Genomic DNA, 26,119 nt, shown 5'->3' with positions numbered 1-26,119 from the left:
AATAAGTTTAGGTGTGTTCAACTTCAAATGGCATTCTGACAAACATCGAAACTGAGGCATCCCGGCCACAACGAGCGGGTCTAGTCCTGGGTTTCCGATGTGGCTTTGACATATTCCGCCCAGATATCAGGACGCCGTTCGCGCGTGATGTCTTCTGCCATTTTATGCCGCCATTCCGCGATCCGGCCATGATGGCCCGACATCAGAACCTCGGGGATCGGGCGCCCTTTCCAACTTGCGGGGCGGGTATACTGGGGGTGCTCCAGCAAACCCGAGGCAAAACTTTCCTCTTCTGTCGAAGCCTGATTTCCAAGCACTCCGGGAATCAGCCGTACCGTGGCATCGATCAGGGCTTGTGCCGCGATTTCGCCGCCGGTCATGACGAAATCACCCAACGATACCTCTTGAACGCCGTAATGTTCCAAAACGCGCTCGTCCACGCCTTCAAAACGACCGCACAGAAGGGTCATGCCGTCACAACGGGCAAGATTCTGCATCATGCGCTGGTCCATGCGACGCCCGCGCGGGCTGAGGTAGATCAGCGGCCAGTTTCCTTGAATGCCTGCCATCGCATGTTCGATCGCGTCACCCAGAACATCGGCCCGCAGAACCAGGCCCGCGCCACCCCCGGCCGGGGTGTCATCAACATTGCGATGTTTGCCTATTCCGAACTGTCGCAGATCCACTGTTTCCAGTTGCCAAAGCCCTTCCTGCAAGGCCTTACCTGTCAGGCTTTCACCCAGAACACCGGGGAAGGCGGACGGGAACAAAGTGATGATCTTGGCTTTCCAGACCCCGTGCAGATCAGGGCTCGGCGTCATCAGCTCGCGTGGTTTCAGGGAAGGACGGATCGCCTTGCGGCCGTGGGATCTGCTGGGTTTCTCTGTCATGTCTGGCGGGCCAGTTCGTTCTGTGCGGATTGAATCAGAGCTTTCTTCTGGGTGATCATGGCGGCGTCGTCCAGCGAGGATCGGTTCAGCGCCAGGATTTCCTGTAGCACATCGTCTGAAAATGTTGGCGTGCCATGTGCAGGCCCGACAAGCTGCGACGAAAGCTCGGGTGGCAGGTTCAAAAATTCGGCCAAGGGCGCACCTGCACCAAGGCGGTGGTTCTGCAACGCTTCCATCCACTCTGTTCTGACCGTAACGGATGGCAGCCGATTCCGGACGGCATCAGCGGTTTCCTGAAGGGATGGCAGATTGGCCAGGTCGGAAGAAAAGGCGTCCAAATCCTGCACCATGCGTGATTTCTGCAAGTCGTGTGCCCACAGGCTCCGCAGCCATTGATCGCGGGCGCGCAAGGATATGTAGATCGTGATGTCGGTTTCATGACCCAGAAACCGACGCCGCACGACGCTGACCAGAGTTTCCGCCAGTTCCGGTGCAGCACCGTATCCTTCTCGCTTGTTTCTGCTGGGGCGCAAGCCTGCGAAATTCTCTTCGCTTAGGATCAACCCCCGGCGTGCGCCGAAATCCAGATCGTCCAGAAACGCGTGCAGGTGGCTTCCAAAACCCGCCAATGTGGAATCCAGCCGGTAAAGCGAGTGACGCGTGGCGCTCTCGCTCAAGCCGCTGTTGCGCGTTTTGTAGGGCAGTACCAACGCGAAGCGTGGCCAGATCAGTTTCCGGTTTTCATGGAGGAAGGACTGTGCTGCGGTCATGCCTGTCTTGTGCAGGCCCAGATGCAGCAGGACCCGACGCATCAGATCAGGCCTTCGGGCGGGTCGGCCACGATACGGCCTTGTTCCAGATCCACCGTGGGTACAACTTGCATCGTGAAAGGCAGCAAAACCGTGGTTTTCAGGCCCGGCCCGTGCAATTCCAACAAGTCCGCGGCGCCGTGGTTCTGCACCGATTTGACCTTGCCCAGCAAGGTGCCTCCGGTGTCATAGACATCCAGCCCGATCAGATCGTTGTGGTAGAATTCATCATCGGGCAGCGACGGCAGCTGATCGCGCCTTGCGTAAAGGCGCAACCCATTCAGGGCATCCGCCTGTTCCTTGGTTTCAACGCCACCAAGGCGGGCCGCGAATCCGTTCTTGATGGTGCGCGTCAGTACCACCGGATAACGCTCTTTGCCCGCTTCATCGGTCAGCGGCGAATAGGTCTCGATATCTTCGGGAACGGCGCAAAAGCTTTTCAGCCTCACCTCGCCTCGCACACCGTAAGCCCCCGCAATGCTGCCGACGCAGATCAGATCACTCATTGGCTGCCCCAGTCGTCAAACATATCCCGTTTCTCCATTCGCCAAGCCCGTTGCAGGCTTCACGCTGGTTGTTGCGCTCGAAGAACACGCCCACAATAAAGGCGATCAACAGCAGAATGGGAAGTCGTATCAATCCGAACATGAGGCCTTACCTTGTTTCGATCGTCAGGCCCTGCGCCCGGGTTTCCCAGCCGACCTGTTCCAGTTCAGGTGTATCCGACATCTGTTCCGGCCGGCCGACACAGAAATAGCCGATCAGGCGCCAGGTTTCAGGAGCATTCAGATCGCGCTTCATCTGGTCGGGATCCAGAATGGAAACCCAGCCCAGCCCCAGCCCTTCGACCCGAAGTGCAAGCCAGAACAAAGTGATCGCCGACACGACAGAGTAGCGCCGCATCTCGGGCATCGTGCCGGCGCCAAGTCCCAGCCCTTTTTCGGTGCTGTCGTCGCAGAAGACGGCCAGTTGCACAGGCGCTTCCTGCATCCCGGAAAGCTTCAGACTGCTGTATAGCTGCGCCTTGTCCCCCGAGTAGCCCGCCAAAGCGTGGTCATTGGCGGTGCGAAAATTCTTCAGCGCTGCGGCCCTTGCCGCTTCGCTTTCGACGCGGATCACGCGCCAGGGTTCGCTGAGCCCCACCGAAGGGGCCAGTCGAAATGCGTCGAGGCAGCGCGCCAGCACTGCCTCGTCAATCGTATCGGTGCGGAACCGGCGCACATCCCGCCGGAGCCGCAACAACAGGTCGAACTGCGTGCGAAAATCGTCTGTAAAGGAATGATCCCGCACGCGTGCGCCTGCTTATTCTTCTGCTGCGGCTTCTTCCGCCGGAGCAGCAGCGGCTTCGGCTGCTTCAGCGGCCTTGGCGGCTTTCTCTTCGGCGCGCTCCTGGGCTTTCTTGCCCGGAGTTCCCTTGTTGGGGTTGTTGCGCTCGGCCTTGTCACGGGCACCGGCCGCTTCCAGCATGCGTGCGATACGGTCGGTGGGCTGTGCGCCCTGATCCAGCCAGTACTGGATGCGCTCCATGTTCATTTTCACGCGCTCTTCACTGTCTTTCGGCAGCAGCGGGTTGTAGGTGCCCAGTTTCTCGATGAAACGGCCATCGCGCGGCATACGGCTGTCAGCCGCAACGATGCGATAGAAAGGACGTTTTTTCGAGCCGCCGCGGGCGAGACGAATTTTCATTGCCATGGTGGTATCTCCTTTGAATGGCATCACGCCAGAGGCGTGTCTTTGTTTGAGCCGGCGTGGGTGCCGGTTAGTTCTGGTGTTTGTTGAACCGGAGGTTCACTCTTGATGCTTCCGGTGGTGTCGGATGACTTCCTGAATGATGAAATTCAGGAAAGCCTTGGCGAAATCGGGGTCCAGATCGGCCTCATTCGCCAGGTCTTCTAACCGTGCGATCTGCGCAGCTTCGCGCGAGGGATCGGACGGGGGAAGGTCGTGTTCGGCCTTGAGCTTGCCAACGGCCTGCGTGTGCTTGAACCGCTCGCCAAGCGTGTAGACGAGGATCGCATCCAGCCTGTCGATGCTTTCGCGATGCTCTTTCAACAGCGTGGCAGCCTGTGTCACGGGGTTGGTCATTGGCCGGTCCTTTCGGTGGTCAAGTCAATCTGCGGATGGCGCCAGATCTGAGCGTGCTTGCCCAGAAGTTCGGCATTCTCAAGCTCCAGCGTTGCACCAAGCCGTTCAGCCAAAGCGCGCGAACGATCATTTGCATGGGCGATGTAAGAGATCACACCATTCAGGCCCTGATGCCGGGCGGCATGATCACGCGCAGCCGATGCAGCTTCAAAGGCCAGCCCCTTGCCTTCGGCTTCTTCCGTCAGGGTCCAACCCAGTTCCGGTTCGGCCCAGCCCGGTACGTAGATCATTCCGGCCCAGCCGACGAATGTGCCGCCGGCCTTTTCGGTCAGGTGCCACAGGCCATAACCCCGCAACGCCCAATGACCCAGCCGGTTCGACAGAGAGCTCCAGCATTCGAACGAATCCTTCGGGCCGCCCACCATATGGCTGCGCTCGGTCGCGAAGAATGCGGTCATTGCGGGCAGGTCATCCAGATGCGGCGCGCGCAGGATCAGGCGTTCGGTTTCAATGGTGGGAATGGTGAAAGAGGTCATGCGTATGCCTCCATTCCGCCATTCACCAGATCCGAGGGCGCCGGGTGCCGCCAGATTTCGGATTTTCCGAACTTGGGGTGGTCATAGTGATACTCGAACTGCGCGCCCAGACGCTTGGCCACGGCCTTGCTGGCGTGATTGTCCAGGTCGATCAGTGAGATCGCGGTTTCCCAGCCCAATACATCATAGGCGTAGGCGCGTGCGGTCAGCGCGGCCTCGGTCGCATAGCCCTTGCCGGTAGCGTGGTTCAACAGGGTCCAGCCAACTTCGGGTTCCGGCCAGCCTTCGGGAAACCAAAGCCCGATCCGCCCGACATAGGTGCCGGTGTCTTTTTCATCGACGCTCCAATACCCATAGCCGCGCAAAGCCCAGTGCCCCAGCAGCGAGGCGACCACCCGCCAAACCTCATCCCTGCGCAGAGGGCCGCCGACGAACTTGGCCGCATCGCTTGCAAAGAAGGCAGTGTCCGCATCGACATCGGCCTCGGACGGCGCGCGCAGGATCAGGCGTTCGGTTTCCAGCGTCGGGATCGGCAACGCGAATGTCATGCCTGCACCTCGCGGTAGCGCCAGACATGCTGGGTTGGCCCGAAGGCGCTTTCTGCATCGGCATCACGCGCTGCGCCCAGTCGTTGGGCAAGCGCGTTCGAACGGGCGTTGGATTGCGAAACATAGCTTACGAACTGCCCCGATCCCAGCAGGTCGAATCCGAAATCACGCACGGCGGCGCAAGCTTCGGTGGCATAGCCCTGCATCCGGTGTTCAGAGCCGAACATATAGCCAAGTTCCGGTTCGTGATCGTCCCATTCCAAGCCCAGAACGACGAAGCCAATGGCCTGATCATTTCCTTTGAGCGTGACCGTGAACAGGCCGTGACCATGCAGAAGCCAGCCCGCGGTATAATAGGAAAACTCGGTCCACGCTGCTTGCGCGGTGTCACCAAAGCTGTCTTTGCAGATCGACGTCCACACCGGCAGGTCGTCCAGTGTGGGCACGCGCAGTACCAGCCGCCGGGTCTGAATGACCGGCAGGGCTGCGCGATATTGCGCTGCTGCCATCGCCGCCTTTCCGGACGGGGGCTGGGTACAGCGTGCGGGGGTCACTTTTTCTTTCCGAACCCGCTCAGGCCCGGAGGCAGACCCATGCCGCCGCCCAGACCGGGCATTTTGCCACCCATGGCCTTGGCCGCCTGTTCCAGCGCCTTGGGGTCCATGCCTGCGGCCATCTCCTCGGGGCTGGGGCCGCCTTTGCCGAACATGCCTTTCATGGCCTGTTTCAGCATCTTGCCTTTGCCCATCTTGCCCATCTTCTTCATCATGTCCGACATCTGCCGGTGCATCTTGAGCAGCTTGTTGAGGTCGCTGACCTCCATCCCGGACCCCGCCGCGATGCGTTTCTTGCGGCTGGCCTGAAGGATCTGCGGGTTGGCGCGTTCGCGCTTGGTCATCGACTGGATCATGGCGATCTGCTGGCGCAGAATCCTGTCGTCCAGACCGGCCTGATCCATCTGCTTGGCCATCTTGCCCATGCCCGGCATCATACCCATCATGCCCTGCATGCCGCCCATCTGGATCATCTGTTCCAGCTGCATTTTCAGGTCGTTCATGTTGAACTGACCCTTGACCATGCGCTTCATCATGCGCTCGGTCTGTTCCATCTCCATCGTTTCCTGGGCCTTTTCGACCAGGGCAACGATGTCACCCATGCCCAGAATCCGACCGGCGATCCGGTCCGGCTCGAAGGTTTCGAGCGCGTCCATCTTCTCGCCCAGACCGACAAAGCGGATCGGCTTGCCGGTGACTGCGCGCATCGACAGCGCCGCACCACCGCGCCCGTCGCCGTCCATCCGCGTCAGAACCACGCCCGAGATGCCGACCTTGGCGTCGAACTCTTCAGCGACCTCGACGGCGACCTGCCCGGTCAGGCCGTCAACCACCAGCAGCGTCTCGCGCGGGTCAACGGCGTTGCGGACCTGTTCGACCTCATCCATCAGGACTTCGTCGATGTGCAGACGACCCGCGGTGTCGAGCATGTACACGTCGTAGCCACCCAGCGTCGCCTGCTGTTTGGCGCGCTTGGCAATATCGACAGGTTTCTGGCCGGGAACGATCGGCAGGGTGTCCACTCCGATCTGGGTGCCCAGAACCGCCAGCTGATCCATCGCCGCCGGGCGGTAGACGTCCAGCGAGGCCATCAGGACCTTTTTGCCCTCTTTCTCTTTCAGACGTTTCGCCAGCTTGCCGGTGGTCGTCGTTTTACCCGAACCCTGCAAGCCGACCATCAGGATCGGTGCGGGCGGGTTGTCGATCTTCAGCGCGCCGGGGTCTTCCTCGCCACGCAGGGTGTCAACCAAAGCGTCATGCACGATCTTGACGACCTGCTGACCGGGGGTGATCGACTTGGTGACTGCCTGACCGGTGGCCTGGCTTTGAACTTTCTTGACGAATTCCCTTGCAACCGGCAGCGAGACGTCGGCCTCAAGTAGGGCAACGCGGACCTCACGCAGGGCGGTTTTGACGTCTTCCTCGGACAGGGCGCCCTGTTTGGTCAACCGGTCGAAGACGCCAGAGAGGCGTTCGGATAGATTTTCAAACATGCCTGCGGCCTCCTTAGCCGGTTCTGATTTGGCGCCCCTTAGATAAGGGCAGACGGGTCAATGCACAAACGCCCCCACGGGCGAAACTCGCTGGTGGGGGGCGATCCCTGAACGACTCAAGGGACCGGAAGATCGAAAGGCTTCCGGATGTTTGGCGATCATCTACGCCTCTGGGCCGTGTGAGTCAAGATAAGCTATGTGAGTGTCACATTGCGGGCTATTCTGCGTGATTGAAGCTGAGGGAGGGGGCGATGAAGAATGGTCTGCCGCGAAAGACGACCGACTATGTCGGCGAAGTGACCAACACCGATATATGGTCCGGATTCGAGATCCGGCCCAGCGACGTTTTTGTGTGCACACCGCCCAAATGCGGCACCACTTGGACGCAAACACTGGTGCGCATGCTCATCACCGAAACGGCCGACCCCAGTGTGTACGACAACAGGGTCTCACCGTGGCTTGATTGCAGCTTTCGCGACCGGGTGGCGCAGGCGGATGAACTGAGCGCGCAAAGCCATCGGCGCTGTATCAAGACACATACCCCGCTTGATGGCATCTTGTTCTCGCCAAATGCGCAATATCTGGTTGTTCACCGCCACCCGGTTGACGTTCATTTTTCAATGCGCCGCCATGTCGAGAATATGAAGCATGACTGGCTTGATTACCTGTTCCCCGACGATCTGTCGGAAGCTTTCGACATGTTTTTGAACCGGCCCGCGTCGTCCAAGGGCACAGATGACCTGACCCTCAGATCGATCATTCATCACTTCCATTCCTTTTGGATGTATCGCGACCTGTCCAACATCCATTTTTTGCACTATGCCGAGCTCAGCCGGGATCTTCCGGGACAGGTCGCGCGCCTTGCACGGATCATGGACATCGAAATTAACCCGGATCTGGTCAAGGACATAGCCGGGGCCGGCAGTTTCGGATCGATGAAAAACAATGCCATACGTCTGGAGCAAACCCCCGGATTCACCAGCGGTTTTCACGACTTTGCGCAGTTCTTCTCTTCGGGCACAAGCAACAAGTGGGAAGGCAAGCTGACCGAGCAGGACATGGCGCGATATGACTCCTGCATGTCCCGGCTGGTCTCAGCCGAAGAACGATTGTGGCTGGAACGCGGCCTGACCTCTTAATTCGTCCCGACTGCGCGACGGTCTTGGCCGGGCTTAGATGGAAGCCAGTCATTCACCGCCTCGGCCAACCGGCGAGAGCCGGAGCCGCTGGAAAACGCTTCGACAATGGGATGGCGGCCCGCGCTCATGCCTTTCTCAAGAACAAGGACCGGGCGATACAGCGTCGAGGTGCCGTTTTTGCTTCGGGATGTCGTGCTTTCGATTTCTGCGTGGGACAGGTTGGACAGTTTGTGTTCAACCGCTTCGTAACCAAAAACCGATTGGCGGCGGATCAGGATACTGTCCTTGTTCCGATCCAGAATGATCTGAACCCGTCTTACGAAAACGCAAAACGCACCAAACCCAAGACCTCCTCCGCCAAGGGCGAAGATCAGGCCGAACCAGATGCCTTCGCCGCCCGTGCTCATCAGAAAAATACCGGGGCCGACAAAGGCCAGAATGAAAATGACCAGCGTGATACCGATGAACCAGGGCGTATTGGCGATGATCAGTTGGTTCGGGGTGTCTCGGGTCACTTTCATGGCGGTACGCTAGCACCGTTCCAACACCCTGTTCCAGTTTGTTTCATCACCGTCTTGCGTGAAATCAGGCTGAAACGCGCGGGGCAAGGACAGCACCGTCCTTGATCTCGGGCAGTGTGGTTGGCTGGGTCAAGCCCAGGTTCGGCACGCCAGACACTGACTGCGCCAGTGATGCGCGCGACCTTCATTCAGGCGGGCATCAACCGGGCAATTGTATGTCCCGCGCTTGAATTCCAAGCTTTGTTGCGCGATGAGCAATCCCAAAAAAGCGAGGGCTTCATGGACGCTTCATCCACCTATCAGGACACGTTGCCGCTGAGTTCGGACGCATTGCTGGCGCAGATGGAAGATTGGGGGCTGACCTATCGCCTGCATACCCATGTGCCATTGCGTACGGTCGAGGATGCAAAGGCGGTCGAAGACCAGTTCATGACACCGGGAGAGAACGCGCTGAGGGTCAAGAACCTGTACCTGCGCGACAAGAAAAAGCGCAACTATCTGGTGACCTTGGAACAAAGTCGCGAGATTGATCTCAAGGCTTTGGGAGCCGAGTTGGGCATAGGCAACCTGTCCTTCGGCTCGGCGGACCGGCTGTTTCAGAATCTCGGCATACGCCCCGGCGCGGTCAGTCCGCTGGCGATGATCAACGGTGTTCAGAATGATGTCAGGTTCTTCATGGATGCGGCGGCACAGCAGGCCGAGGTGATTTACATGCACCCCCTTGTCAACGACCGCACCGTGGCCCTGACGCGGGCCGACATGATGGCCTTTTTCGAGCGCATCGGCTGCGCGGTCACGTGGTTGCCCTGATTACATCAGCGCCTCTTTCAATGCGGCGGCAACATGCGCGGCTGACGGGTTGACGAACAGATGCCCGTCAGCTTCGAACGCCGGATCGTCCAGGTGGTTCGGAAAAGCCAGTGGAAGCTCGGTACAGGCCAGCAGGATCGCGGTTCCGGGGCTGGCGTGCTTGTCGCAAAACGCCAGCAGACGAGCGCGGGCCGTGTCGGTTGCACCACCATAGAAATCACTGTCGATCATGGCCTGCATCTGGGAAATCTCGGGTTCGGGCAACCGTTCATTCGCGGCAATGCCTTCGGCGGCCAGTCGATCCGCATAGTTGGTGGCCTGCATCGTCACGGTTGTTCCCAGGACCAGAGCCCGTGATGCGCCGGTACCTGCCGTCGCCTCGGCGGTTGCGTCAAAGATGTTGAGGATCGGCATCGAGACACCCTGCCGTATCGCGTGAAGCCGCGCATGGGGGGTGTTGGACGCGATAATGCCAAAATCGCACCCGGCGCGTTCGAGAGTCAGCAGGGCGTCGCGGAACACCGCGTCAAAATCCGCCCAGCTTGCCTCATCACCGGCGACACCGCGCAGGGCGCGCGTTCTGGCCTGCGTAACGGATTCGATGGTCATCGGTGGGATTGGCAAAGGCGAACCATGGCCGCGTTCCGCGTGATAACGCCCGGCACCTTCGGCAATCGCCCGGTAATAATCGACGGTCGAGGCCCAGCCCACACCGCCCAGAATGCCGATTTTCTTCATGTGGCCCATCCAGTCTGCCTGTTTGCTCGCATGCAGACTGGACGTTTCCACGCTCGTTGGCCAGAGGCGATCAGGCTGCAAGCTCCGCAACCGCCTTGTGGGCATTTTCCAGCGCCGCATCCGGGTTCACGGCCATCTGATCAGCGGCGATGACGTCGATGTCATGAATGCCGATGAAACCCAGAACGTGGCGCGCGTAATTGGTGGCGAAATCAGCTTCGGATCCGACAGGAACACCGCCCGATGCGATGGCCAGAATGGCACGTTTCCCTTCCAGCAGGCCTTTGGGGCCGTTTTCCGTGTAGGAAAAGGTCAGGCCCGCGCGCGCCACGAGGTCGACCCAGGCCTTGAATGCTGCAGGCACCGAAAAGTTGTAGATCGGCAGGCCGATGACGATGGTGTCGGCCTCTTTCAGTTCGGAAACGAGTTCGTCCGACAGGGCCAGCCGGTCGCGCTGTAGATCGTCGCGCTGCTCGGCGGGGGTGAAATTGGCGGCGATCCAGTCTTCTGTCAGCAGGGGCAGGGGGGTGGCCAGATCGCGGCGGATGATACGGTCAGCGCCCAGTTGCTTGACCACACGGTCAGACAGATCGCGCGTGGTCGAGTTCACGCGGCGGGCGGATGAGTCGATGTGAAGGATCGTTTTGGTCATTGTTTTGGTCCTTTTGGTCAGGGGAATCTTGTCTTGCGCCCAATATGATTGTTGCGTTGATGAACAAAACTCGGATACATCAACAGTTATTGTTGGAAATTGCACAGTGACGACATTGCCATGGATAATTGGGATGAAGTGAGAACCGCCTATCAGGTGGCACGCATGGGGACGGTCAGCGGCGCGGCAGAGGTTCTGGGTGTTCACCACGCCACCGTGATCCGTCACATTGATGCGATCGAGGCGCGATTGGGTGTCAAACTGTTCCAGCGCCATGCCCGTGGGTATACGCCGACCGAAGCAGGCGACGATCTGTTGCGTGTGGCCCAGGCGACCGAAGATCAGTTCAACCAGCTTGTCGGCCGGATGAAGGGACGCGGAGACGATGTCTCGGGTGAATTGGTCGTGACATCCCTGGGGTCTCTTGCCCCGTTGGTGGTGCCGACGCTCACCGCGTTTCAAAAGATGCATCCGGACCTGATCGTGCGATACCTGACGGGCGACCGGCTGTTCCGGTTGGAATACGGTGAGGCGCATGTGGCGATCCGCGCCGGATCGGCCCCTGATCAACCCGACAATGTCGTCCAGCCTTTCCGACAAGAGGAAGTTGGTCTTTATGCCAGCGCCTCGTACATCGAACGGTTCGGCAAGCCATCCGGAATCGAAGATTTTGCACGCCATCACTTCGTCAGTTCCGATGATGAGACCAGCCGCGCGCCGTTCACACGCTGGCTGCGCGCGACGGTACCCGCCGATCGCATCACCTTCCGCTGTACCAACAACTTCTGCATGCGCGAGGCCGTTCTGGCCGGTGCCGGCATCGGCTTCATGGCTCGTTGGGAGGCTGCCCGCCACAACAATCTGGTCGAGGTGATTGATCCGCTGCCGGAATGGTTCGGCAATCTGTGGCTGGTGACCCACGTGGATTTGCACCGCACCACCAAGGTACAGGCCTTTCTGAGCTTTCTGAAAGAAGAAGCCAAAGGCTGGCAGCCATGAGCCCGCAGATGCGTGGCCATCTGGCCATGCTTGCCTTTTCAGCCCTTGTGGCAGGCAGCTTTTCGCTGGGGTCCATGATCGCCAACGAAATCGCGCCAGCCGCCCTGAATGCGGTTCGCTTTGCGATTGCCGCTGCCGTGATTGGTTTGGCCGCCCTGGCGACAACCGGCCTGCCGCGCAGCGCCGCGCAGGCCCCTTGGCGCTATCTGGTGCTCGGGGCTTTGTTCGCCACCTATTTCGTCCTGATGTTCTATGGGTTGCGAACCGCCCCACCTGTTAGTGCGGCGGCGGTGTTCACCCTGACACCAGTTGTCTCTGCCATAGCCGGTTGGGTCTTGTTGCGCCAGATCACGACTCCGCGCATGGCGCTGGCCCTGACCATTGGCGCCGTGGGGGCGCTTTGGGTGATTTTTCGGGCCGATTGGCAAATGTTCCGCGCCTTTGAAATCGGTGGCGGCGAAATCATCTATTTCTGGGGCTGCGTCGCCCATGCGATCTATACGCCCATGATACGCAAGCTGAACCGAGGAGAGCCCGCCGTGGTATTCACTTTCGGTACGCTGGTCGCCGGGTGTCTGTTGTTGGTCGTCTTCGGCTGGTCGGACCTGATGGCAACCGATTGGGCCAGGCTTCCGGCTATTGTCTGGATCGGTCTGTTCTATATTTCGTTATTTGCAACGGCAGCCAGCTTCGTGCTGGTGCAGTTTTCTTCTTTGCGGCTGCCGTCGGCCAAGGTCATGGCCTATACCTACCTGGTTCCCAGCTGGGTCATTCTGTGGGAGATTGCGCTGGGCAAAGGCGTGCCAACCGGTTTGATCCTGGGTGGTGTGGCGCTGACAATCATCGCCCTGCTGATGTTGTTGAAAGAGGAAGTCCCGCCCTCGGTGCCTGTTCGCCGCGCCGTGGAATAAGCCATGTCTTCGCTGGAAAAACCCGACAGATCCTAGATGCATTCCAGAGGTGGAATTTGTTGAGCCAGATCAAGGCGCCCCTGCGGGCTCTTCCATAACCTCTTTGGCAGGCAAATGGAGGAGATCATGTTCAAACATATCATGTTGCCGGTTGACCGGCATCTACCGCCCGAAGTTCGCAAAGCAGCCGATGTTGCCGCGCAGGTTGCAAAATGGCAGGGCGCCAAAATCACCCTGGTCAGCGTTACCGGGGCCCATATGGGTGAATCCTCGGAAACCGAGGCCGAGATCGACAAGGAGTTGGCGGAGTTCACCGAACAGTTGGCCGCAGAAAGTGGATCAGACGTTTCCATGCGCAAAATCCACTCGGTCGACGTTGCCGCAGAGGTGGACAGCGATCTGAACCGCGCGGCCGAGGAGATTGGCGCAGATCTGGTCATTGTCGGCACCCACGCGCCCCGGATCACCGACTATATTTTTTCCAGCCACGCCGGTTATCTGGCGAAACACGCCAGCATGTCTGTTTTTGTGGTGCGCTAGGCCTCACCCGACTTTGGCAGTTCAGCTTCCAGAAACCGTTCGAACGCGTCCAGATTGACGGGCTCGAATTGTCCGAACCCCTGCATCCAGACCGAAGCGGCGCGCAAGGCGTCGGGTTCCAGCTTGCACCATTTTACCCGCCCGCGTTTTTCCTGACTGATCAGACCGGCCTTGGTCAGTATGACCAGGTGTTTGGAAATCGCCGCCAGCGACATCTCGAACGGTTCGGCCACATCCGTCACCGCCATGTCATCCTCCAGCAGCATCGCCAGAATGGCGCGGCGGGTGGGGTCGGCGAGGGCTGCAAAGACGGTGTCGAGATCGTTGGACATGCGTCCGCTCAACCATAGCTGCCGGGATTGGTCAACCATTTGGTTGAATATGTGGATTCAGGGCCTTGGCGGCGCAATGGTGGCCCTCGAAACCAATGACACGCCCTGTGGGTTCTGAAAATCATAAAATTTTCAATGCTTTAGGCTGCGTCAATGAGGGCATTCAAGGTCGTTGACTCTGCGCGCTTCGCGCCTTAGCACCATGCCCAAGATTGTACGAGGGAAACGCCCGTGACCGATGATGACCAAAAGCAGCGTATGGCGCAGCTTGAGGCCAAGATCGAAGCGGCGAAAAAGGCCAAAGCGCCAAAACCTCGTGCGGATGCTGACGTGTCCGGGGGCGAGCTTGCCTGGCGGATGGTCATCGAAATGGTATCCGGTCTGGGGATCGGATTTGGCATCGGATACGGGCTGGACAGCCTGCTCGGGACGATCCCGATCTTTCTGGTGCTGTTTACATTGCTGGGCCTTGTCGCGGGCGTGAAGGTTATGCTCCGCAGCGCGAAAGAGGCTCAAGAGAAACAAACGGCGGCAACGGCTGCCGAGAAGGACGAGAGGGACTGAACGTGGCAACCGAGACCACCGCAGCAGAAGGCAGCAGCCTGGTATTCCACCCGATGGATCAGTTCATCGTCAAGCCGCTGTTCGGCGACGGTGCAGTAGGCATGTTCACGGTCACCAACGTGACCCTGTGGTTGTTCTTTGCGGTGCTGGCCATAATCGCTCTGCTGGTGCTGCCCACTTCGAAACGCGCCATCGTTCCGACCCGTATGCAGTCGGTGGCCGAGCTGGCCTATGGCTTCATCTACAAGATGCTGGAAGACATCTGCGGCAAGGAGGGCGTGAAATACTTCCCCTATGTCATGACCCTGTTCATGTTCATCGTCTGCGCAAACTTCCTGGGGCTGATCCCGACCTCGTTCACCACCACGTCGCATTTCGCCGTGACCATCCCGCTGGCACTGGCTGTGTTCCTGACCGTGACCGTGCTGGGTTTCGTGAAGAACGGCGCCGCATTCCTGGGCCTGTTCTGGGTCTCCAGCGCGCCTCTGGCGCTGCGCCCGATCCTGGCGCTCATCGAGCTGATCTCGTACTTCGTACGCCCTGTCAGCCACTCCATCCGTCTTGCCGGTAACGTCATGGCAGGTCACGCGGTTATCAAGGTTTTCGCAGGCTTCGCCGCGATTGCCGTGATCTCGCCCGTGTCGGTTCTGGCGATCACTGCAATGTATGGTCTTGAGGTCCTGGTGGCCTTCATCCAGGCCTACGTATTCACCATTCTGACCTGTGTTTATCTGAAAGATGCGCTGCATCCTTCGCACTAAGGTCCGATACCCCAACATCGAAACTTCCAATTCGTAAGGAGACACATCATGGAAGGCGATCTCGCACACATCGGCGCAGGCCTGGCAGCAATCGGTTCCGGCGCAGCCGCAATCGGGGTGGGCAACGTTGCAGGCAACTTCCTGGCCGGCGCCCTGCGCAACCCTTCGGCGGCTGCTTCGCAGACCGCAACCCTCTTCATCGGTATCGCGTTCGCAGAAGCCCTGGGGATCTTCGCATTCCTGGTCTCGCTGCTGCTGATGTTCGCCGTATAATCTGCGGAACCTGATCCTTACGCGCAGGTGGGCCCAAGCCATAGCGGCCCACCTGTTGTAAAGACACGTTTCCGACGGAGGATATCATGGCGACTGAACCCCTTACAAAAGAGGTAGCTGGCTCGTGCGTCGACTCCTATGGCTCTGCCATCGGGATGCCACAGCTCTGCTTCGATTGGTTCCCCAACCAGATTTTCTGGCTGGTCATTACGCTGGTCGTCATCTTTCTGGTCCTGTCCCGCGTGGCTCTGCCCCGCATCGCGGCAATCCTGGCTGAACGTCAGGGGACCATTACAAATGACCTGGCTGCGGCCGAAGATCTGAAGGCCAAGGCGGTCGAGGCCGAAGAGGCCTATAACAAGGCGCTGGCCGATGCCCGTGCCGAAGCGCAGCGTATCGCTGCCGAAGCACGTGCGGAAATCCAGGCAGGTCTGGATGATGCGATTGCCAAGGCGGATGCGGAAATCGCTGCCAAGGCGGCTGAATCGGAAAAGGCAATCGCCGAAATCCGTGCCGGTGCGCTGGAAAGCATTCAAGTGGTTGCCAAGGATACGGCGGCTGAACTGGTCACCGCACTGGGCGGCGAGGCAGATGCCAAAGCCATCGACAGTGCAGTAGACGCACAGACAAAAGGATAAGTGACATGCGGAACACTCTTGCCCTTATCCTGACCGTTGGTGCCGCCAGCCCCGCGCTGGCTGCAAGCGGCCCGTTCTTCTCGCTTGGCAATACCGACTTTGTCGTCCTTCTGGGCTTCATCGTCTTCATCGCGGTCCTGTTCTATTTCAAGGTCCCCGGTATGATCGGCGGTGCGCTGGACAAACGTGCCGAAGGCATCAAATCCGAACTGGACGAAGCCCGTGCTCTGCATGAAGAAGCCCGCAGTTTGCTGGCCTCGTACGAGCGCAAGCAGCGTGAAGTTCAGGGGCAGGCCGATGCGATTGTCGCGGCAGCGAAGGAAGACGCGGCCTTGGCAGCAGAACAGGCGAAAGCTGACTTGGAAAAGTCGATCGAACGTCGTCTGGCCGCGGCTCAGGACCAGATCGCTTCAGCCGAAGCATCTGCACTGAAGGAAGTGCGTGATCAGGCCGTTTCGGTTGCGGTTTCGGCGGCCGGCTCGGTTCTGACAAAGCAAATGACCGCAGCGCAGGCCAACAAGCTGATCGATGCATCGATTGCAGATGTGGATGCCAAGCTGCACTGACGGGTGACCCCGACAGACACGTGATACAGACGACCCGAGAGCTTTTGGCTGTCGGGTCTTTTGTTTTTGCCGTGCTTCTGTTTCTGTTGTTTGGAACACTCCGAATCCTACGACCTGCCGGGGATCAGGTTGATAGGAGCGCCCTGATGGGGGCGTGAAAACAACAGGGAAAGACAGGCGGTGTCAGGCAACGCAGTTTCGATGAGTATTGTCGGCGTCGTCCGAAATGGCGGGTCGGCTCTGATCGACACGATCAACAGGATCGAAAACCTGTCTGCGCAGTTGCACCGGTTCACCGTCACCATTGCCACGAACGACAACACGGACGGTACGGATCAGGTGTTGTCCGACTATGCGGTGCAAAACAGGCATGTCGATATCCTGCGACTGGATGGTCTTGCGTCAAAATTGCCAAACCGGGTCGAGCGTATCACGGCGGCCAGAAATGCAGTTCTCAAAAAACTCGAGGATCAGGACAGGGATCTGGAGTTGACGCTGGTGTTGGATCTGGATGGTCCGAATACCTGCCTGGATGCTCAGGCGGTTCTGACAGCAGCACAGCGGGTCGCCCCGTTGTGGGAGGGCGTTTTCGCCAACCCCAAACCAGCATATGATGATATCCACGCTCTGCGTTGTTCGGGTTGGTGTGATGAGGACGTATGGCAACGCATTCAAAGCACGCGCAGGCCGCTGTTCGGGCGTCGCAAATGGCGCCGGTCTGTCATGAAGTCCGCTGTTTTTGACCGCCAGTTCCACATTCCTGCCGATACGCCCCTAATCCCGGTCGACAGCGCATTCGGCGGTGCCGGGTTGTACAAATCCCGCGCGCTGCGAGGGTTGCGCTATTCTTGCCGGGATGAAAAAGGCCAACAGGTGTGCGAACACGTTATGCTGCACAAACATCTGAGAGATCGCGGCGCAAGGCTGTTCATCGACCCGGCGCTGACGACACTGGCCGCTGAGGACCGTTTGGGAGAAGGCAGCGGCGCGCCGTTCCCCCGACATCTGCTGCCAGCCGCGTCGGGCGCTGCCTAGTCCCGGCCTTGCCCTGCCTAGTCTGCAAAATCGGGGCCGCGCTCAGCCCCGCCCGGTTTCGTGTTGCAGCCTTTGTTGCGCAATAGCTTCGTTTCGATCGGCCTTTTGCTGGTCCGCCATACAGCGTTTCACAAAATCCAAATGGCGTTCGATTGCATTTCGGGCGGCCAGGGGATCACGCTCTTGCAGCGCCGCATTGATGGCGCGGTGCTGGTCCAGGATAGCCTCGCGGGTGGCGCGCTGACGGAACATGGTCTGACGGTTGTAGAACACCCCCTGCACCAGAAGGTCATACATCGACCGCATCATGTGCAGCATCACCACATTGTGGCTGGCTTCGATGATGGCCATGTGGAATTCGGCGTCCAGCTGCGCCTCGTCATTCGCAGCGTTTCGGTTGTGGGCCGCCTGCATCTTGTCAAAGATCGCCTGAACGACCTTCAGGTCGCTGTCTGATCCCAGGCGCGCGGCTCGTTCCGCCGCCAGCCCTTCCATGTCACGGCGAAAGGACAGGTAATCGAATACAGCTTCTTCATGGCTTCCGAACAGACGGATCAGTGCCGGTGAAAAGGCAGAGCCCAGAACCTCGGCCACATAGATCCCGGATCCGGCTTTCGCAGTCAAAAGCCCCTGTTCCTGAAGGTCAGAAATTGCATCTCGCAGGGACGGGCGCGAAACGCCCATGCGCTCTGCCAACTCCCGCTCGGATGGCAGGCGCTCGCCGGGGCGCAGGATGCCTCGCAGGATCAAAAGCTCGATCTGGCGAACAACTGCGAGCGACAGCTTTTCCGTCTGAACTTTGTGAAATGGCATCTCATCTTCCGAAAGTGGTCAACTCATTTGACCATGGACGCTGGTACTGTTCAAGAATCCCCGGTTGCATCTGCTGATTAATTAGGTCAGCAATGTTGACTTTAATGGGGGAGAGCTTAGGCTGCACCGAGTTGAGATCGGAGGAGCCTCATGTCCCAACACCCTTTGTTTGCCACCCGGGCCTCGCGAATGAAAGCGTCAGAGATCCGCGAATTGCTGAAGCTGCTCGACCAACCCGGCATCATTTCCTTTGCCGGTGGGATTCCTGATCCCGCATTGTTTCCCGCCGATGCGTTTGCACAGGCGTTTCAGCAGGCTCTGGGGCCGGATTTTCATGCGCAGGCGCTGCAATATTCGGTCAGCGAAGGCTATGTCCCATTGCGGCAGTGGCTGGCGCATCACATGCGCGAAATCGGGGTGTCCTGTGACATCGACAACATCCTGATCACCTCGGGGTCGCAGCAGGCGCTGGACTATCTGGGCAAGCTGTTCCTGTCCCCCGGCGACACGGCCCTGGTCGGGTGGCCCACTTATCTGGGTGCGCTGGCGGCATTCAACGCCTACGAGCCGCGCTTTGACCGGCTCAATGGCAATCAGGGGGCCAAGGAATACAAGGCCGCAGCGGGCGAAGGCGCAGTGAAATTTGCCTATCTGTCGGCGGATTTTGCGAACCCGACAGGAGAAACCGTGGACTTGCAGGGCAGAGAGGCTTTGCTGGATCTGGCCGAGGAACTGGATTGCGCGTTGATAGAGGACGGAGCCTATCAGGCTCTGCGCTATGACGGGGACCCGATCCCACCCATACTGTCATTGGAGCAGGCCCGCAAAGGGTCAATCGAGGACTGTCGGACGATCTATTGCGGCAGTTTCTCGAAAACGCTGTCGCCGGGTTTGCGTATGGGATGGGTCGTTGCGTCCAAGCCAGTCATTTCCCAGATGGTGCTGCTGAAACAGGCAGCGGACCTTCATTCCGCGACCATCAACCAGATGGCCGTGCATCAGGTGGCGCAGGCCTGTTTCGACACCCATATTCCGAAAGTACGAAACGTCTATCGCGCCCGTCGTGATGTGATGCTGAACGCGATGGACCAGCATATGCCTGACGGGGTGGATTGGACACGTCCCGAAGGGGGGATGTTCATCTGGGTCACGTTGCCCGAGGGGATGGTTGGCTCTGACCTGCTGGCGCGTGCGCTGGACACCGTCAAAGTAGCATTTGTTCCGGGGCAGGCGTTCTTCCCGGATGGCAGCGGGGCAAACACGATCCGTCTCAGTTTTTCGAATTCTGACGAGGCGACAATCCGCGAAGGTATTCGCCGGCTGGGAGAGGTGCTGCGGGCCTGATGTTCGGAAAGGTTCTGTTAACCAAAATGCTGCAACTCTGCGGCATGATCCGGTTTCTCGCTCCGCTCCTGCTGGCCGCCTGCGCCGCCGGGACCCCGCATTTCCGCGACGTTCCCGCCACGCGCGTGGCTGTGAATGGCAGTGTGTTCGACGTGCGTGTGCGCGGCGACCTGGCCGAGGCTGTGCGGATCAACGCGCAATACGCCCCTCGGCTGGGCCCGGTCCGGGATCGCGCCGCTTTAGCGATGGCGCAGGTTTCGGGATGTCCGATCCTGGACGTGCTGGGGGACGCAGCCGTGACCGTTGGGGTTTTGGGGTGTGACCGCGATGCGGGTGAGCGGCTTTTGCTGACGGCCGTCTCGACCCCCAATTACGAATGCATCGACTTTGGTCTTTATGAAAACGTCGGTGGGGAAAACGGGTATCAGGTCTTTGAATGCACCCCATATTGAGATGCGCGCGTTCTTGCGTATTTCGGCAAGATGTTGTGGATAACTTGGGGTGATATCCCATATCCTGCGCAACTCCGTTGACTCGGACCCCATCCCTTGCGCAGACTTCCAATGCACAGGAATCATGGGACACGCAGCCATTGCGTTTCAGCAAGCTCAAACTGACCGGCTTCAAAAGCTTTGTTGATCCGACCGATTTGATCATCGCGGACGGGTTGACCGGTGTGGTGGGCCCGAATGGTTGCGGCAAATCCAACCTTCTGGAAGCTTTGCGTTGGGTGATGGGCGAAAACCGCCCCAAATCCATGCGCGGTGGCGCGATGGAAGACGTGATCTTTGCCGGGGCCGCCACGCGACCCGCGCGCAACTTTGCCGAAGTTGTCCTGACCATGGACAACTCGGAACGTCTGGCACCGTCAGGGTTCAACGACAGCGATCAACTCGAAATCGTTCGCCGCATCACCCGCGATGTGGGCAGCGCCTACAAGACCAACGGCAAGGATGTGCGCGCGCGCGATGTGCAGATGTTGTTTGCGGATGCTTCGACCGGTGCGCATTCGCCCGCTTTGGTCGGGCAGAACCGCATTGCCGAACTGATCAACGCCAAGCCGCGTGCCCGTCGGCGCATTCTGGAAGAGGCCGCCGGGATCTCGGGCCTGTATCAGCGTCGCCATGAGGCCGAGCTCAAGCTGAAAGGCACCGAAGCCAACCTGACCCGCGTCGATGACGTGCTGGAGCAGTTGGGCGGACAACTGGCCCAGCTTGCGCGTCAGGCCCGTCAGGCGGCCCGCTATCGTGAAATTGGCGAACAGCTGCGTCAGGCCGAGGGGATGCTGCTTTATCGACGTTGGAAAGAGGCCGACATGGCCCGCCAGCAGGCCGAAGAAAAACTCCGTGAGCGGATCACCGAAGCCTCCCGTGCCGAGGCTGAAGCCCGCGCCGCCGCCGCAAAACGTGCCGAGATCGAGGAAACCCTGCCGCCGCTGCGCGAGGAGGAGGCCATTGCCGCCGCCGTGCTGCAACGCCAGCAGGTGCAGCGCGATCAATTGTCCGATCAGGAAACCCGCGCCCGTCAAACGATCGAGACGCTGACCAACCGGATTCAGCAGCTGGCCAACGATATCGAACGCGAAGCTGGATTGAACCGCGATGCGGGACAAATGATTGAACGGCTGGAATGGGAAGCGCGCGAATTGGCCAAGGCAGCAGAAGGTCACGATGAGAAAGTGGCCGAAGCGGCGGAAATCGCCCGCGAGGCAGCCTCGATCTTACAGGAACGCGAAGACCACCTGTCGCAGCAAACCGAGGATATGGCCCGTCTTGTCGCCCGGCACCAGTCCGCCCAGCGTCTGGTCGAAGACAGTCGCAAGACACTGGCTCGATCCGAGAGTGAAGAAGAAGAAGCCCGGAAAGCCGTGGACGAGGCCAAGACGGCCCTGATCCGCGCCAGCGAGGCGTTTGAAGACGCCCAATCGGGCGAAGAAGAAGCCCGTGAAGCGGTGGAAGCCGCCGAAGAGGCGCTTGCCGCGGCGGATGAACTGCGCAACGAAACGCAAGCGCGCGAGGCCGAGGCCCGGGCAAGACGGTCCGAGGCAGAAGGCGAGCTGGGCGCGATCCGGGCCGAAACCACGGCGCTGGCCAAGCTGGTGGAGCGCGACACGGCGGAAGGCGGTCAGGTGCTGGACCTGCTGCGCGTCGAACCTGGTTTTGAAAAGGCTTTGGGTGCTGCTCTGGCCGACGATCTTCGCGCGCCGCTGGTCGAGGGTGACGGGCCATCCGGCTGGGTGCAGGTGGCTGGATATGACAGCGACCAGCCATTGCCTGAAGGGGCCGAGCCTCTGGCGCTTCATGTATCGGGCCCCGATCGTCTCAGCCGACGCATTGCGCAGATCGGGTTGGTGGATGCGGATCAGGGCGGACGGTTGCAGGCATCGCTGAAGCCGGGCCAGCGGCTCGTGTCCCGCTCGGGCGACCTTTGGCGCTGGGACGGGTTCCGTGCCTGGGCCGAAGACGCGCCAAGTGCTGCTGCTCTGCGGTTGGAGCAGCTCAACAGGCTGGAAGCACTGAAACAGGACCTTGCCCGTGCCGAAGCACAGGCTGACGGTGCCCGGGCCGCGCATGAGGCGCTGTCACAGCAATTGGCGGACGTGACCGAAGCAGACCGGCGCGCGCGTGAGGCCCGCCGTGCTGCTGATCAGCGCATGGCCGAAACCGCGCGCGCACTGTCGCGGGCCGAGGCCGACCGCAATCTGGCCCAGGGCAAGCTGGAAACCCTGACCCTCGCCGTTGACCGCCACAAGGACGACGCCATGGCCGCCCGCGCGCAACTGCGCGAGGCCGAAGCGGCTTTGGCCGGTCTGGGTGATCTGGACAGTGCCCGCGCGCAGGTCGAAGACATCAAGCAGACGGTCGAGGCGGCGCGGATCACCATGCTGACCCACCGCTCGACCCATGACGAGCTGCGCCGTGAGGGGGACGCCCGCACGCGTCGCACCCAGGAGGTCGCGAAAGATCTCAGCGGGTGGCGCCACCGTTTGGAAACGGCTGAAAAGCGGATTTCCGAACTTGCCGAGCGCAAGGAAAGTTCGGAAGAAGAGCTGACGGAGGCCATGGCCATGCCCGGCGAAATCGCCGAGGCGCGTGAGGAGCTGAACGAACAGATCGAAGCCGCCGAAGCACGGCGCGCCGAAGCCGCCGACAAATTGGCCGAAGCCGAGGCTATGCACCGTGAAATCGTTCTGGCCGAACGGGAGGCCGAGCGTCTGGCATCAGAAGCGCGCGAAAGCCGTGCCGCGGCCGAGGCGCGTTGTGACGCGGCCAAGGAAAGTGTTGTCGCGGCGGCCGAACGGATTGCCGAGGATCAGCAACTGACCCCAAACCAATTGCTGAACCAGCTGGACGTGAACCCCGACCAGATGCCAGCTGCGGACGTTCTGGAATCCGAAGTGAACCGTCACAAACGTCAGCGCGACGCGATGGGGGCCGTGAACCTGAGGGCCGAGGAAGACAGCAAGGAAGTTCAGGAAGAATTCGATACGCTCAGCAGCGAAAAAGCCGATCTGGAAGAGGCAATCAAGGCGCTGCGCAGCGGGATCGCTAGCCTCAACCGCGAAGGGCGCGAGCGGTTGCTGACTGCGTTTGAACAGGTGAATTCAAACTTTGCGATGCTGTTCAAGCATCTATTTGGGGGTGGCGAGGCCAATCTTGTGATGGTCGAAAGTGACGACCCGCTGGATGCGGGCCTTGAGATCATGTGCCAGCCGCCTGGCAAGAAACTGTCGACTCTCAGCCTGCTGTCGGGCGGAGAACAGACCCTGACGGCGACCGCGCTGATTTTCGGCGTCTTCCTTGCCAATCCAGCTCCGATCTGCGTGCTGGACGAGGTTGATGCGCCTCTAGATGATGCAAACGTGACGCGTTTCTGTGATCTGCTGGACGAGATGTGCCGCCAAACTGACACGCGGTTCCTGATAATCACTCACCATGCGGTAACGATGGCGCGCATGGATCGCCTGTTCGGTGTCACCATGCAGGAACAGGGCGTCAGCCAGCTGGTTTCGGTCGATCTGAAGAAGGCCGAACAGATGGTCGCCTGACCGCTCACTGCAAATTTATGACGATTGCGGCTTTATCGCGCTAACCTGAGCGCATGACGCGCTTTCTGATCCCCGCCCTCATCGCCGCCGGCCCTGTCTTTGCAGCCGACTGGCCCGTCAAAACCGGGGATACGCCCCTTACAGCCGCAGAGCTTGATGCTTTGGCGGGGCAGACGCTGACCTTTTTCGACGACGGACAGGCCAAATTCTCGGCCGGGGGCGCCTATTCCTATACATATGCAAGCGGAGATTCTGCCTTTGGAACTTACGCGATTGCCGATGATGGCAGCGTGTGCATCGCTTACCGCAATGGGTTCAGCCGATGCGATTTGTACGTACGCAACGGGGACAGGTTGATCCTGATTGACGAAAAAGGCGATCGGTATCCGGTGCGTAGTAAGTGAAATTGATCTGAGATTCTTGCAGTTTCTGCACATTTGATTGGGGAAATCCGAAAAATCAGATAATGTATGGGAGAAAATCTGATAACCAAGGTGGTATTGTCCCAAAAATTATTACTGACGGACGGAGACAGGCAATGTGCCGATTCTTGGCTTGGGTTGGGCGGCAGCGATACCTGGACGAACTGGTCCTTGAGCAAGAACAATCGCTTGTCATTCAAAGCCGAAATGCATTGATCGGAAAAACGCCGGTAAACGCGGATGGGTTCGGTCTGGCATGGTATTCTGATCGTGATACGCCGTGTTTTTACAAGGACACCCATCCGGCGTGGTCCGATGCCAATCTGAAGCAATTGGCGCATCACACGAAATCCCGGATGTTTCTGGCCCATGTACGGGCCTCGACGGGTACAGCGACCTCGCGCAACAACTGTCACCCCTTTGGCGTCGGCAGGTGGAGTTTCATGCATAACGGTCAGGCCGGGGGTCATGAACGAATCCGGCAAGAGCTTGATGCCATGATCCCGGCGCATCTGTACCAGCATCGTATGGGCGCAACCGAGAGCGAGGCGATCTTTCTCATCGCTCATGGCGAAGGGCTGGACACCGATCCTGTGGGTGCAATGGCCCGTGCGGTCGGTCGGGTCGAAGCCCTTTCCAGGCGCCGCGGAGCATCACCCTATCTTCGGTTTGCCGCCTGCTGGTCGGACGGCAAACGGGTTTTTGCGGCCCGTTATGCCTCGGATCGGTTTGCCCCCAGCTTGCACTACAAGGCCTGCAAAGACGGTATCATCATTTCGTCCGAGCCATTGGATGCCAACAACGAGGGATGGCTCGAGATACAGCCCAACACGGCAATCGAAACCGAGGGTGCCACGGTGACGACGCACGCCTTTGCGCCCTGTGTTCCGCAGCAACGGGAATGGGTCGCGTAAGCGTGGTTGCCGCCTAAAGCCGGTTTAACAGATCCACTGTCGGCCATGCATCGGCCGGCAGGCCAAGCCGCTTCTGTTCCGCCTGCACGGCCGCCCGCGTGCCAGCGCCCAGGATCCCGTCGACCTTGCCAACGTCATACCCCTTGGCCTGAAGCTTGCTTTGCAGCTGCTTCATCTGTGCACCGTTCAGACCCTGTGCGGGATTGCCGGCATCATAGATCTGTGCCCCTTCCAGACGTGTCCCGAAATAGGCGGCGGTCAATACATAAACAAAGCTCTGGTTCCATTCGAAATAGACGTCGAAATTCGGATAGGCCAGAAAGGCCGGGCCCTGGTGCCCCTGGGGCAGGATCAGCGAGGCAGGCAGGTTTGCCAGCGACCCGCTGCGTGCCTGAACGCCCATGGCCTGCCAATCGGCCACCGACCGGGGCTTGCCGGGGCCGGACAGCGACCAGTCCATCTGCGCGGGCACAGTGACCTCTTGCAGCCACGGTTCGCCTGCGCGCCAGCCCAGATGCGACAGCATCTTGGCGCCAGACATCAGTGCATCGGGGGCCGAGGTTTTCAGGCGGACATGCCCGTCGCCGTCACCATCGACACCGTTTTCAAGAATGTCCTGCGGCAGCATCTGGACCATACCGATTTCGCCGGCCCATGCGCCCGTTGTGCGGGCCGGGTCGAAATCACCATTCTGATAAAGTTCGATGGCGGCGAAGATTTGAGGGCGGAACAGGTCGGGGCGACGGCAGTCATGGGCCAACGTCACCAGCGCATTGCGGGTGTTGAAGTCGCCCTGAAATGATCCGTAATCGGTCTCGAACGCCCAGAAGGCCAGCAACACCCCGCGTGAGATTCCGTATTGCTTTTCGATCCGGTCAAACACCGCGTCGTATTTGCGTGACATCGCTTGCCCGCGTTCGATCCGGTTTTGCGAAATCAGACGACGGGAAAACTCGATAAAGGGTTTCTGAAACACCCCTTGCGCCCGATCGGCCTTCAGCACGGCGCTGTCCTGCTGCACGCCTTTGAAAAACGCGTTCACGGTGGATTTGTCAAAGCCTTGCTGCGTGGCCTCGGCCTTTAGCCCTTTGACAAAGGAATTGAAGCCGCCACCACATTGGGCCAGGGCAGGTTGGGCAAACAGGGTGGCGGCGATCAGGCCGGAAAGAAAACGCATGACAAAT

Annotated in this window: 33 protein-coding genes; 16 read left to right on the top strand and 17 right to left on the bottom strand. The window is 59.7% G+C overall.

All coding sequences use genetic code 11. The features are described 5' to 3' along the window. Positions 1–80: 80 nt before the first annotated feature. From trmD to ffh, 11 genes are all read right to left on the bottom strand, one after another. Positions 81–890, bottom strand: coding sequence for a tRNA (guanosine(37)-N1)-methyltransferase TrmD (gene trmD / locus GS611_RS17685; protein WP_171637637.1), 810 nt, complete (start codon positions 888–890; stop codon positions 81–83). After that, complete coding sequence (locus GS611_RS17680) at positions 887–1,702, bottom strand: hypothetical protein (RefSeq protein ID WP_171637635.1); 816 nt, start codon at positions 1,700–1,702, stop codon at positions 887–889. Before GS611_RS17680 ends, trmD begins: the two co-directional genes overlap by 4 nt. Continuing rightward, a complete protein-coding gene (rimM, locus tag GS611_RS17675) occupies positions 1,702–2,205 on the bottom strand; it encodes a ribosome maturation factor RimM (protein WP_152457030.1) in 504 nt (167 codons plus the stop codon). The genes GS611_RS17680 and rimM overlap by 1 nt, the downstream gene beginning before the upstream one ends. After that, on the bottom strand, positions 2,198–2,347 hold the full coding sequence (locus GS611_RS17670; protein ID WP_162896811.1) for a hypothetical protein: 150 nt from the start codon (positions 2,345–2,347) through the stop codon (positions 2,198–2,200). The genes rimM and GS611_RS17670 overlap by 8 nt, the downstream gene beginning before the upstream one ends. A gap of 6 nt (positions 2,348–2,353) precedes the next feature. Continuing rightward, positions 2,354–2,989, bottom strand: a complete 636-nt coding sequence (gene bluB / locus GS611_RS17665; protein ID WP_171637632.1) for a 5,6-dimethylbenzimidazole synthase — start codon at positions 2,987–2,989, stop codon at positions 2,354–2,356. A gap of 12 nt (positions 2,990–3,001) precedes the next feature. After that, positions 3,002–3,391: a 30S ribosomal protein S16 gene (gene rpsP / locus GS611_RS17660; RefSeq protein WP_010437590.1), complete on the bottom strand. Its 390-nt coding sequence runs from the start codon at positions 3,389–3,391 to the stop codon at positions 3,002–3,004. A gap of 96 nt (positions 3,392–3,487) precedes the next feature. Then, positions 3,488–3,784 (bottom strand): chorismate mutase, encoded by a 297-nt coding sequence (locus tag GS611_RS17655; RefSeq protein ID WP_170344783.1) that lies wholly within the window; start codon positions 3,782–3,784, stop codon positions 3,488–3,490. After that, entirely contained in the window at positions 3,781–4,320 is a 540-nt protein-coding gene (locus tag GS611_RS17650) for a GNAT family N-acetyltransferase (RefSeq protein ID WP_171637630.1), read from the bottom strand. Before GS611_RS17650 ends, GS611_RS17655 begins: the two co-directional genes overlap by 4 nt. Then, positions 4,317–4,868: a GNAT family N-acetyltransferase gene (locus GS611_RS17645; RefSeq protein ID WP_171637628.1), complete on the bottom strand. Its 552-nt coding sequence runs from the start codon at positions 4,866–4,868 to the stop codon at positions 4,317–4,319. Before GS611_RS17645 ends, GS611_RS17650 begins: the two co-directional genes overlap by 4 nt. Then, positions 4,865–5,377: a GNAT family N-acetyltransferase gene (locus tag GS611_RS17640; protein WP_171637626.1), complete on the bottom strand. Its 513-nt coding sequence runs from the start codon at positions 5,375–5,377 to the stop codon at positions 4,865–4,867. The genes GS611_RS17645 and GS611_RS17640 overlap by 4 nt, the downstream gene beginning before the upstream one ends. Before the next feature lie 41 nt (positions 5,378–5,418). Further along, positions 5,419–6,915: a signal recognition particle protein gene (gene ffh, locus GS611_RS17635; protein WP_171120316.1), complete on the bottom strand. Its 1,497-nt coding sequence runs from the start codon at positions 6,913–6,915 to the stop codon at positions 5,419–5,421. A gap of 251 nt (positions 6,916–7,166) precedes the next feature. Between ffh and GS611_RS17630 the strand changes: the two genes are divergently transcribed. After that, entirely contained in the window at positions 7,167–8,054 is an 888-nt protein-coding gene (locus GS611_RS17630) for a sulfotransferase domain-containing protein (protein ID WP_171637624.1), read from the top strand. Here the strand turns inward: GS611_RS17630 and GS611_RS17625 are convergent. After that, positions 8,051–8,575, bottom strand: a complete 525-nt coding sequence (locus tag GS611_RS17625; protein WP_171637622.1) for a hypothetical protein — start codon at positions 8,573–8,575, stop codon at positions 8,051–8,053. The two genes, GS611_RS17630 and GS611_RS17625, sit on opposite strands and share 4 nt — an antisense overlap. Positions 8,576–8,854: 279 nt before the next feature. Here GS611_RS17625 and GS611_RS17620 point away from each other — a divergent pair, with 279 nt between their 5' ends. After that, the gene (locus GS611_RS17620; RefSeq protein ID WP_171637620.1) at positions 8,855–9,385 is read left to right on the top strand and encodes a prolyl-tRNA synthetase associated domain-containing protein; all 531 of its coding nucleotides are present in this window, start codon (positions 8,855–8,857) and stop codon (positions 9,383–9,385) included. Here GS611_RS17620 and GS611_RS17615 read toward each other — a convergent pair whose 3' ends face one another. Together GS611_RS17615 and GS611_RS17610 are read right to left on the bottom strand one after the other, a co-directional pair. Beyond that, a complete protein-coding gene (locus tag GS611_RS17615) occupies positions 9,386–10,123 on the bottom strand; it encodes an aspartate/glutamate racemase family protein (protein WP_171637618.1) in 738 nt (245 codons plus the stop codon). A 70-nt stretch (positions 10,124–10,193) separates the two neighbouring features. Further along, positions 10,194–10,775 (bottom strand): FMN-dependent NADH-azoreductase, encoded by a 582-nt coding sequence (locus GS611_RS17610; protein ID WP_171637616.1) that lies wholly within the window; start codon positions 10,773–10,775, stop codon positions 10,194–10,196. A gap of 120 nt (positions 10,776–10,895) precedes the next feature. Between GS611_RS17610 and GS611_RS17605 the strand changes: the two genes are divergently transcribed. The 3 genes from GS611_RS17605 (at position 10,896) to GS611_RS17595 (ending at position 13,225) form a co-directional block, all read left to right on the top strand. Further along, positions 10,896–11,774 (top strand): LysR family transcriptional regulator, encoded by an 879-nt coding sequence (locus GS611_RS17605; RefSeq protein ID WP_171637614.1) that lies wholly within the window; start codon positions 10,896–10,898, stop codon positions 11,772–11,774. Then, entirely contained in the window at positions 11,771–12,685 is a 915-nt protein-coding gene (locus tag GS611_RS17600) for a DMT family transporter (RefSeq protein WP_171637613.1), read from the top strand. Before GS611_RS17605 ends, GS611_RS17600 begins: the two co-directional genes overlap by 4 nt. Positions 12,686–12,811: 126 nt before the next feature. Next, positions 12,812–13,225 carry a universal stress protein gene (locus tag GS611_RS17595; RefSeq protein ID WP_171637612.1) on the top strand — a complete coding sequence of 138 codons (414 nt, stop codon included), beginning with the start codon at positions 12,812–12,814 and terminating at the stop codon, positions 13,223–13,225. Here the strand turns inward: GS611_RS17595 and GS611_RS17590 are convergent. Next, positions 13,222–13,557: a metalloregulator ArsR/SmtB family transcription factor gene (locus tag GS611_RS17590; RefSeq protein WP_170344797.1), complete on the bottom strand. Its 336-nt coding sequence runs from the start codon at positions 13,555–13,557 to the stop codon at positions 13,222–13,224. The two genes, GS611_RS17595 and GS611_RS17590, sit on opposite strands and share 4 nt — an antisense overlap. A gap of 231 nt (positions 13,558–13,788) precedes the next feature. Here GS611_RS17590 and GS611_RS17585 point away from each other — a divergent pair, with 231 nt between their 5' ends. The 6 genes from GS611_RS17585 (at position 13,789) to GS611_RS17560 (ending at position 17,394) form a co-directional block, all read left to right on the top strand. Continuing rightward, positions 13,789–14,121 carry an AtpZ/AtpI family protein gene (locus GS611_RS17585; protein WP_171637611.1) on the top strand — a complete coding sequence of 111 codons (333 nt, stop codon included), beginning with the start codon at positions 13,789–13,791 and terminating at the stop codon, positions 14,119–14,121. Between the two features lie 2 nt (positions 14,122–14,123). Beyond that, the gene (locus GS611_RS17580; protein WP_171637610.1) at positions 14,124–14,882 is read left to right on the top strand and encodes a F0F1 ATP synthase subunit A; all 759 of its coding nucleotides are present in this window, start codon (positions 14,124–14,126) and stop codon (positions 14,880–14,882) included. A 48-nt stretch (positions 14,883–14,930) separates the two neighbouring features. Further along, positions 14,931–15,155, top strand: coding sequence for a F0F1 ATP synthase subunit C (locus GS611_RS17575; protein WP_005981269.1), 225 nt, complete (start codon positions 14,931–14,933; stop codon positions 15,153–15,155). Positions 15,156–15,241: 86 nt separating this feature from the next. After that, positions 15,242–15,793: a F0F1 ATP synthase subunit B' gene (locus tag GS611_RS17570; protein WP_171169212.1), complete on the top strand. Its 552-nt coding sequence runs from the start codon at positions 15,242–15,244 to the stop codon at positions 15,791–15,793. 5 nt (positions 15,794–15,798) lie between these two features. After that, positions 15,799–16,359, top strand: a complete 561-nt coding sequence (locus GS611_RS17565) for a F0F1 ATP synthase subunit B (protein WP_171637609.1) — start codon at positions 15,799–15,801, stop codon at positions 16,357–16,359. A 201-nt stretch (positions 16,360–16,560) separates the two neighbouring features. Beyond that, positions 16,561–17,394, top strand: a complete 834-nt coding sequence (locus GS611_RS17560) for a hypothetical protein (RefSeq protein WP_171637608.1) — start codon at positions 16,561–16,563, stop codon at positions 17,392–17,394. A 42-nt stretch (positions 17,395–17,436) separates the two neighbouring features. Here GS611_RS17560 and GS611_RS17555 read toward each other — a convergent pair whose 3' ends face one another. Further along, positions 17,437–18,207 (bottom strand): FadR/GntR family transcriptional regulator, encoded by a 771-nt coding sequence (locus GS611_RS17555; protein ID WP_171637607.1) that lies wholly within the window; start codon positions 18,205–18,207, stop codon positions 17,437–17,439. 150 nt (positions 18,208–18,357) lie between these two features. Here GS611_RS17555 and GS611_RS17550 point away from each other — a divergent pair, with 150 nt between their 5' ends. The 5 genes from GS611_RS17550 to GS611_RS17530 all read left to right on the top strand — a co-directional run bounded on the left by GS611_RS17550 (position 18,358) and on the right by GS611_RS17530 (position 24,935). Then, a complete protein-coding gene (locus tag GS611_RS17550; RefSeq protein WP_171637604.1) occupies positions 18,358–19,551 on the top strand; it encodes a PLP-dependent aminotransferase family protein in 1,194 nt (397 codons plus the stop codon). Continuing rightward, on the top strand, positions 19,551–20,003 hold the full coding sequence (locus GS611_RS17545) for a hypothetical protein (RefSeq protein ID WP_245218195.1): 453 nt from the start codon (positions 19,551–19,553) through the stop codon (positions 20,001–20,003). The genes GS611_RS17550 and GS611_RS17545 overlap by 1 nt, the downstream gene beginning before the upstream one ends. A gap of 140 nt (positions 20,004–20,143) precedes the next feature. Next, entirely contained in the window at positions 20,144–23,599 is a 3,456-nt protein-coding gene (locus GS611_RS17540; RefSeq protein ID WP_171637602.1) for a chromosome segregation SMC family protein, read from the top strand. 53 nt (positions 23,600–23,652) lie between these two features. Beyond that, positions 23,653–24,003, top strand: a complete 351-nt coding sequence (locus GS611_RS17535) for a hypothetical protein (protein WP_171637600.1) — start codon at positions 23,653–23,655, stop codon at positions 24,001–24,003. Between the two features lie 134 nt (positions 24,004–24,137). Then, the gene (locus tag GS611_RS17530) at positions 24,138–24,935 is read left to right on the top strand and encodes a class II glutamine amidotransferase (protein WP_171637598.1); all 798 of its coding nucleotides are present in this window, start codon (positions 24,138–24,140) and stop codon (positions 24,933–24,935) included. 13 nt (positions 24,936–24,948) lie between these two features. On the opposite strand, the gene GS611_RS17525 is transcribed toward GS611_RS17530, so the two are convergent. Then, a complete protein-coding gene (locus tag GS611_RS17525; RefSeq protein ID WP_171637596.1) occupies positions 24,949–26,112 on the bottom strand; it encodes a lytic murein transglycosylase in 1,164 nt (387 codons plus the stop codon). Positions 26,113–26,119 lie beyond the last annotated feature (7 nt).

Source organism: Ruegeria sp. HKCCD6119 (assembly GCF_013110585.1).
Lineage (GTDB): Bacteria > Pseudomonadota > Alphaproteobacteria > Rhodobacterales > Rhodobacteraceae > Ruegeria.
This window is presented reverse-complemented; position numbering and strand designations above follow the sequence as displayed.

Excerpts from the sequence above, each read along its gene's own strand:
- GS611_RS17645 (WP_171637628.1), bottom strand. The coding sequence starts at position 4,868 with ATGACATTCGCGTTGCCGATCCCGACGCTGGAAACCGAACGCCTGATC.
- GS611_RS17535 (WP_171637600.1), top strand. The coding sequence starts at position 23,653 with ATGACGCGCTTTCTGATCCCCGCCCTCATCGCCGCCGGCCCTGTCTTT.
- GS611_RS17555 (WP_171637607.1), bottom strand. The coding sequence starts at position 18,207 with ATGCCATTTCACAAAGTTCAGACGGAAAAGCTGTCGCTCGCAGTTGTT.
- GS611_RS17570 (WP_171169212.1), top strand. The coding sequence starts at position 15,242 with ATGGCGACTGAACCCCTTACAAAAGAGGTAGCTGGCTCGTGCGTCGAC.
- GS611_RS17680 (WP_171637635.1), bottom strand. The coding sequence starts at position 1,702 with ATGCGTCGGGTCCTGCTGCATCTGGGCCTGCACAAGACAGGCATGACC.
- GS611_RS17605 (WP_171637614.1), top strand. The coding sequence starts at position 10,896 with ATGGATAATTGGGATGAAGTGAGAACCGCCTATCAGGTGGCACGCATG.
- rpsP (WP_010437590.1), bottom strand. The coding sequence starts at position 3,391 with ATGGCAATGAAAATTCGTCTCGCCCGCGGCGGCTCGAAAAAACGTCCT.
- GS611_RS17560 (WP_171637608.1), top strand. The coding sequence starts at position 16,561 with ATGAGTATTGTCGGCGTCGTCCGAAATGGCGGGTCGGCTCTGATCGAC.
- GS611_RS17565 (WP_171637609.1), top strand. The coding sequence starts at position 15,799 with ATGCGGAACACTCTTGCCCTTATCCTGACCGTTGGTGCCGCCAGCCCC.
- GS611_RS17640 (WP_171637626.1), bottom strand. The coding sequence starts at position 5,377 with ATGGCAGCAGCGCAATATCGCGCAGCCCTGCCGGTCATTCAGACCCGG.
- ffh (WP_171120316.1), bottom strand. The coding sequence starts at position 6,915 with ATGTTTGAAAATCTATCCGAACGCCTCTCTGGCGTCTTCGACCGGTTG.
- rimM (WP_152457030.1), bottom strand. The coding sequence starts at position 2,205 with ATGAGTGATCTGATCTGCGTCGGCAGCATTGCGGGGGCTTACGGTGTG.
- GS611_RS17615 (WP_171637618.1), bottom strand. The coding sequence starts at position 10,123 with ATGAAGAAAATCGGCATTCTGGGCGGTGTGGGCTGGGCCTCGACCGTC.
- GS611_RS17610 (WP_171637616.1), bottom strand. The coding sequence starts at position 10,775 with ATGACCAAAACGATCCTTCACATCGACTCATCCGCCCGCCGCGTGAAC.
- GS611_RS17550 (WP_171637604.1), top strand. The coding sequence starts at position 18,358 with ATGTCCCAACACCCTTTGTTTGCCACCCGGGCCTCGCGAATGAAAGCG.
- GS611_RS17590 (WP_170344797.1), bottom strand. The coding sequence starts at position 13,557 with ATGTCCAACGATCTCGACACCGTCTTTGCAGCCCTCGCCGACCCCACC.
- GS611_RS17545 (WP_245218195.1), top strand. The coding sequence starts at position 19,551 with ATGTTCGGAAAGGTTCTGTTAACCAAAATGCTGCAACTCTGCGGCATG.
- trmD (WP_171637637.1), bottom strand. The coding sequence starts at position 890 with ATGACAGAGAAACCCAGCAGATCCCACGGCCGCAAGGCGATCCGTCCT.
- GS611_RS17630 (WP_171637624.1), top strand. The coding sequence starts at position 7,167 with ATGAAGAATGGTCTGCCGCGAAAGACGACCGACTATGTCGGCGAAGTG.
- GS611_RS17620 (WP_171637620.1), top strand. The coding sequence starts at position 8,855 with ATGGACGCTTCATCCACCTATCAGGACACGTTGCCGCTGAGTTCGGAC.
- GS611_RS17600 (WP_171637613.1), top strand. The coding sequence starts at position 11,771 with ATGAGCCCGCAGATGCGTGGCCATCTGGCCATGCTTGCCTTTTCAGCC.
- GS611_RS17650 (WP_171637630.1), bottom strand. The coding sequence starts at position 4,320 with ATGACCTCTTTCACCATTCCCACCATTGAAACCGAACGCCTGATCCTG.
- GS611_RS17670 (WP_162896811.1), bottom strand. The coding sequence starts at position 2,347 with ATGTTCGGATTGATACGACTTCCCATTCTGCTGTTGATCGCCTTTATT.
- GS611_RS17625 (WP_171637622.1), bottom strand. The coding sequence starts at position 8,575 with ATGAAAGTGACCCGAGACACCCCGAACCAACTGATCATCGCCAATACG.
- GS611_RS17655 (WP_170344783.1), bottom strand. The coding sequence starts at position 3,784 with ATGACCAACCCCGTGACACAGGCTGCCACGCTGTTGAAAGAGCATCGC.
- GS611_RS17595 (WP_171637612.1), top strand. The coding sequence starts at position 12,812 with ATGTTCAAACATATCATGTTGCCGGTTGACCGGCATCTACCGCCCGAA.
- GS611_RS17525 (WP_171637596.1), bottom strand. The coding sequence starts at position 26,112 with ATGCGTTTTCTTTCCGGCCTGATCGCCGCCACCCTGTTTGCCCAACCT.
- GS611_RS17530 (WP_171637598.1), top strand. The coding sequence starts at position 24,138 with ATGTGCCGATTCTTGGCTTGGGTTGGGCGGCAGCGATACCTGGACGAA.
- GS611_RS17575 (WP_005981269.1), top strand. The coding sequence starts at position 14,931 with ATGGAAGGCGATCTCGCACACATCGGCGCAGGCCTGGCAGCAATCGGT.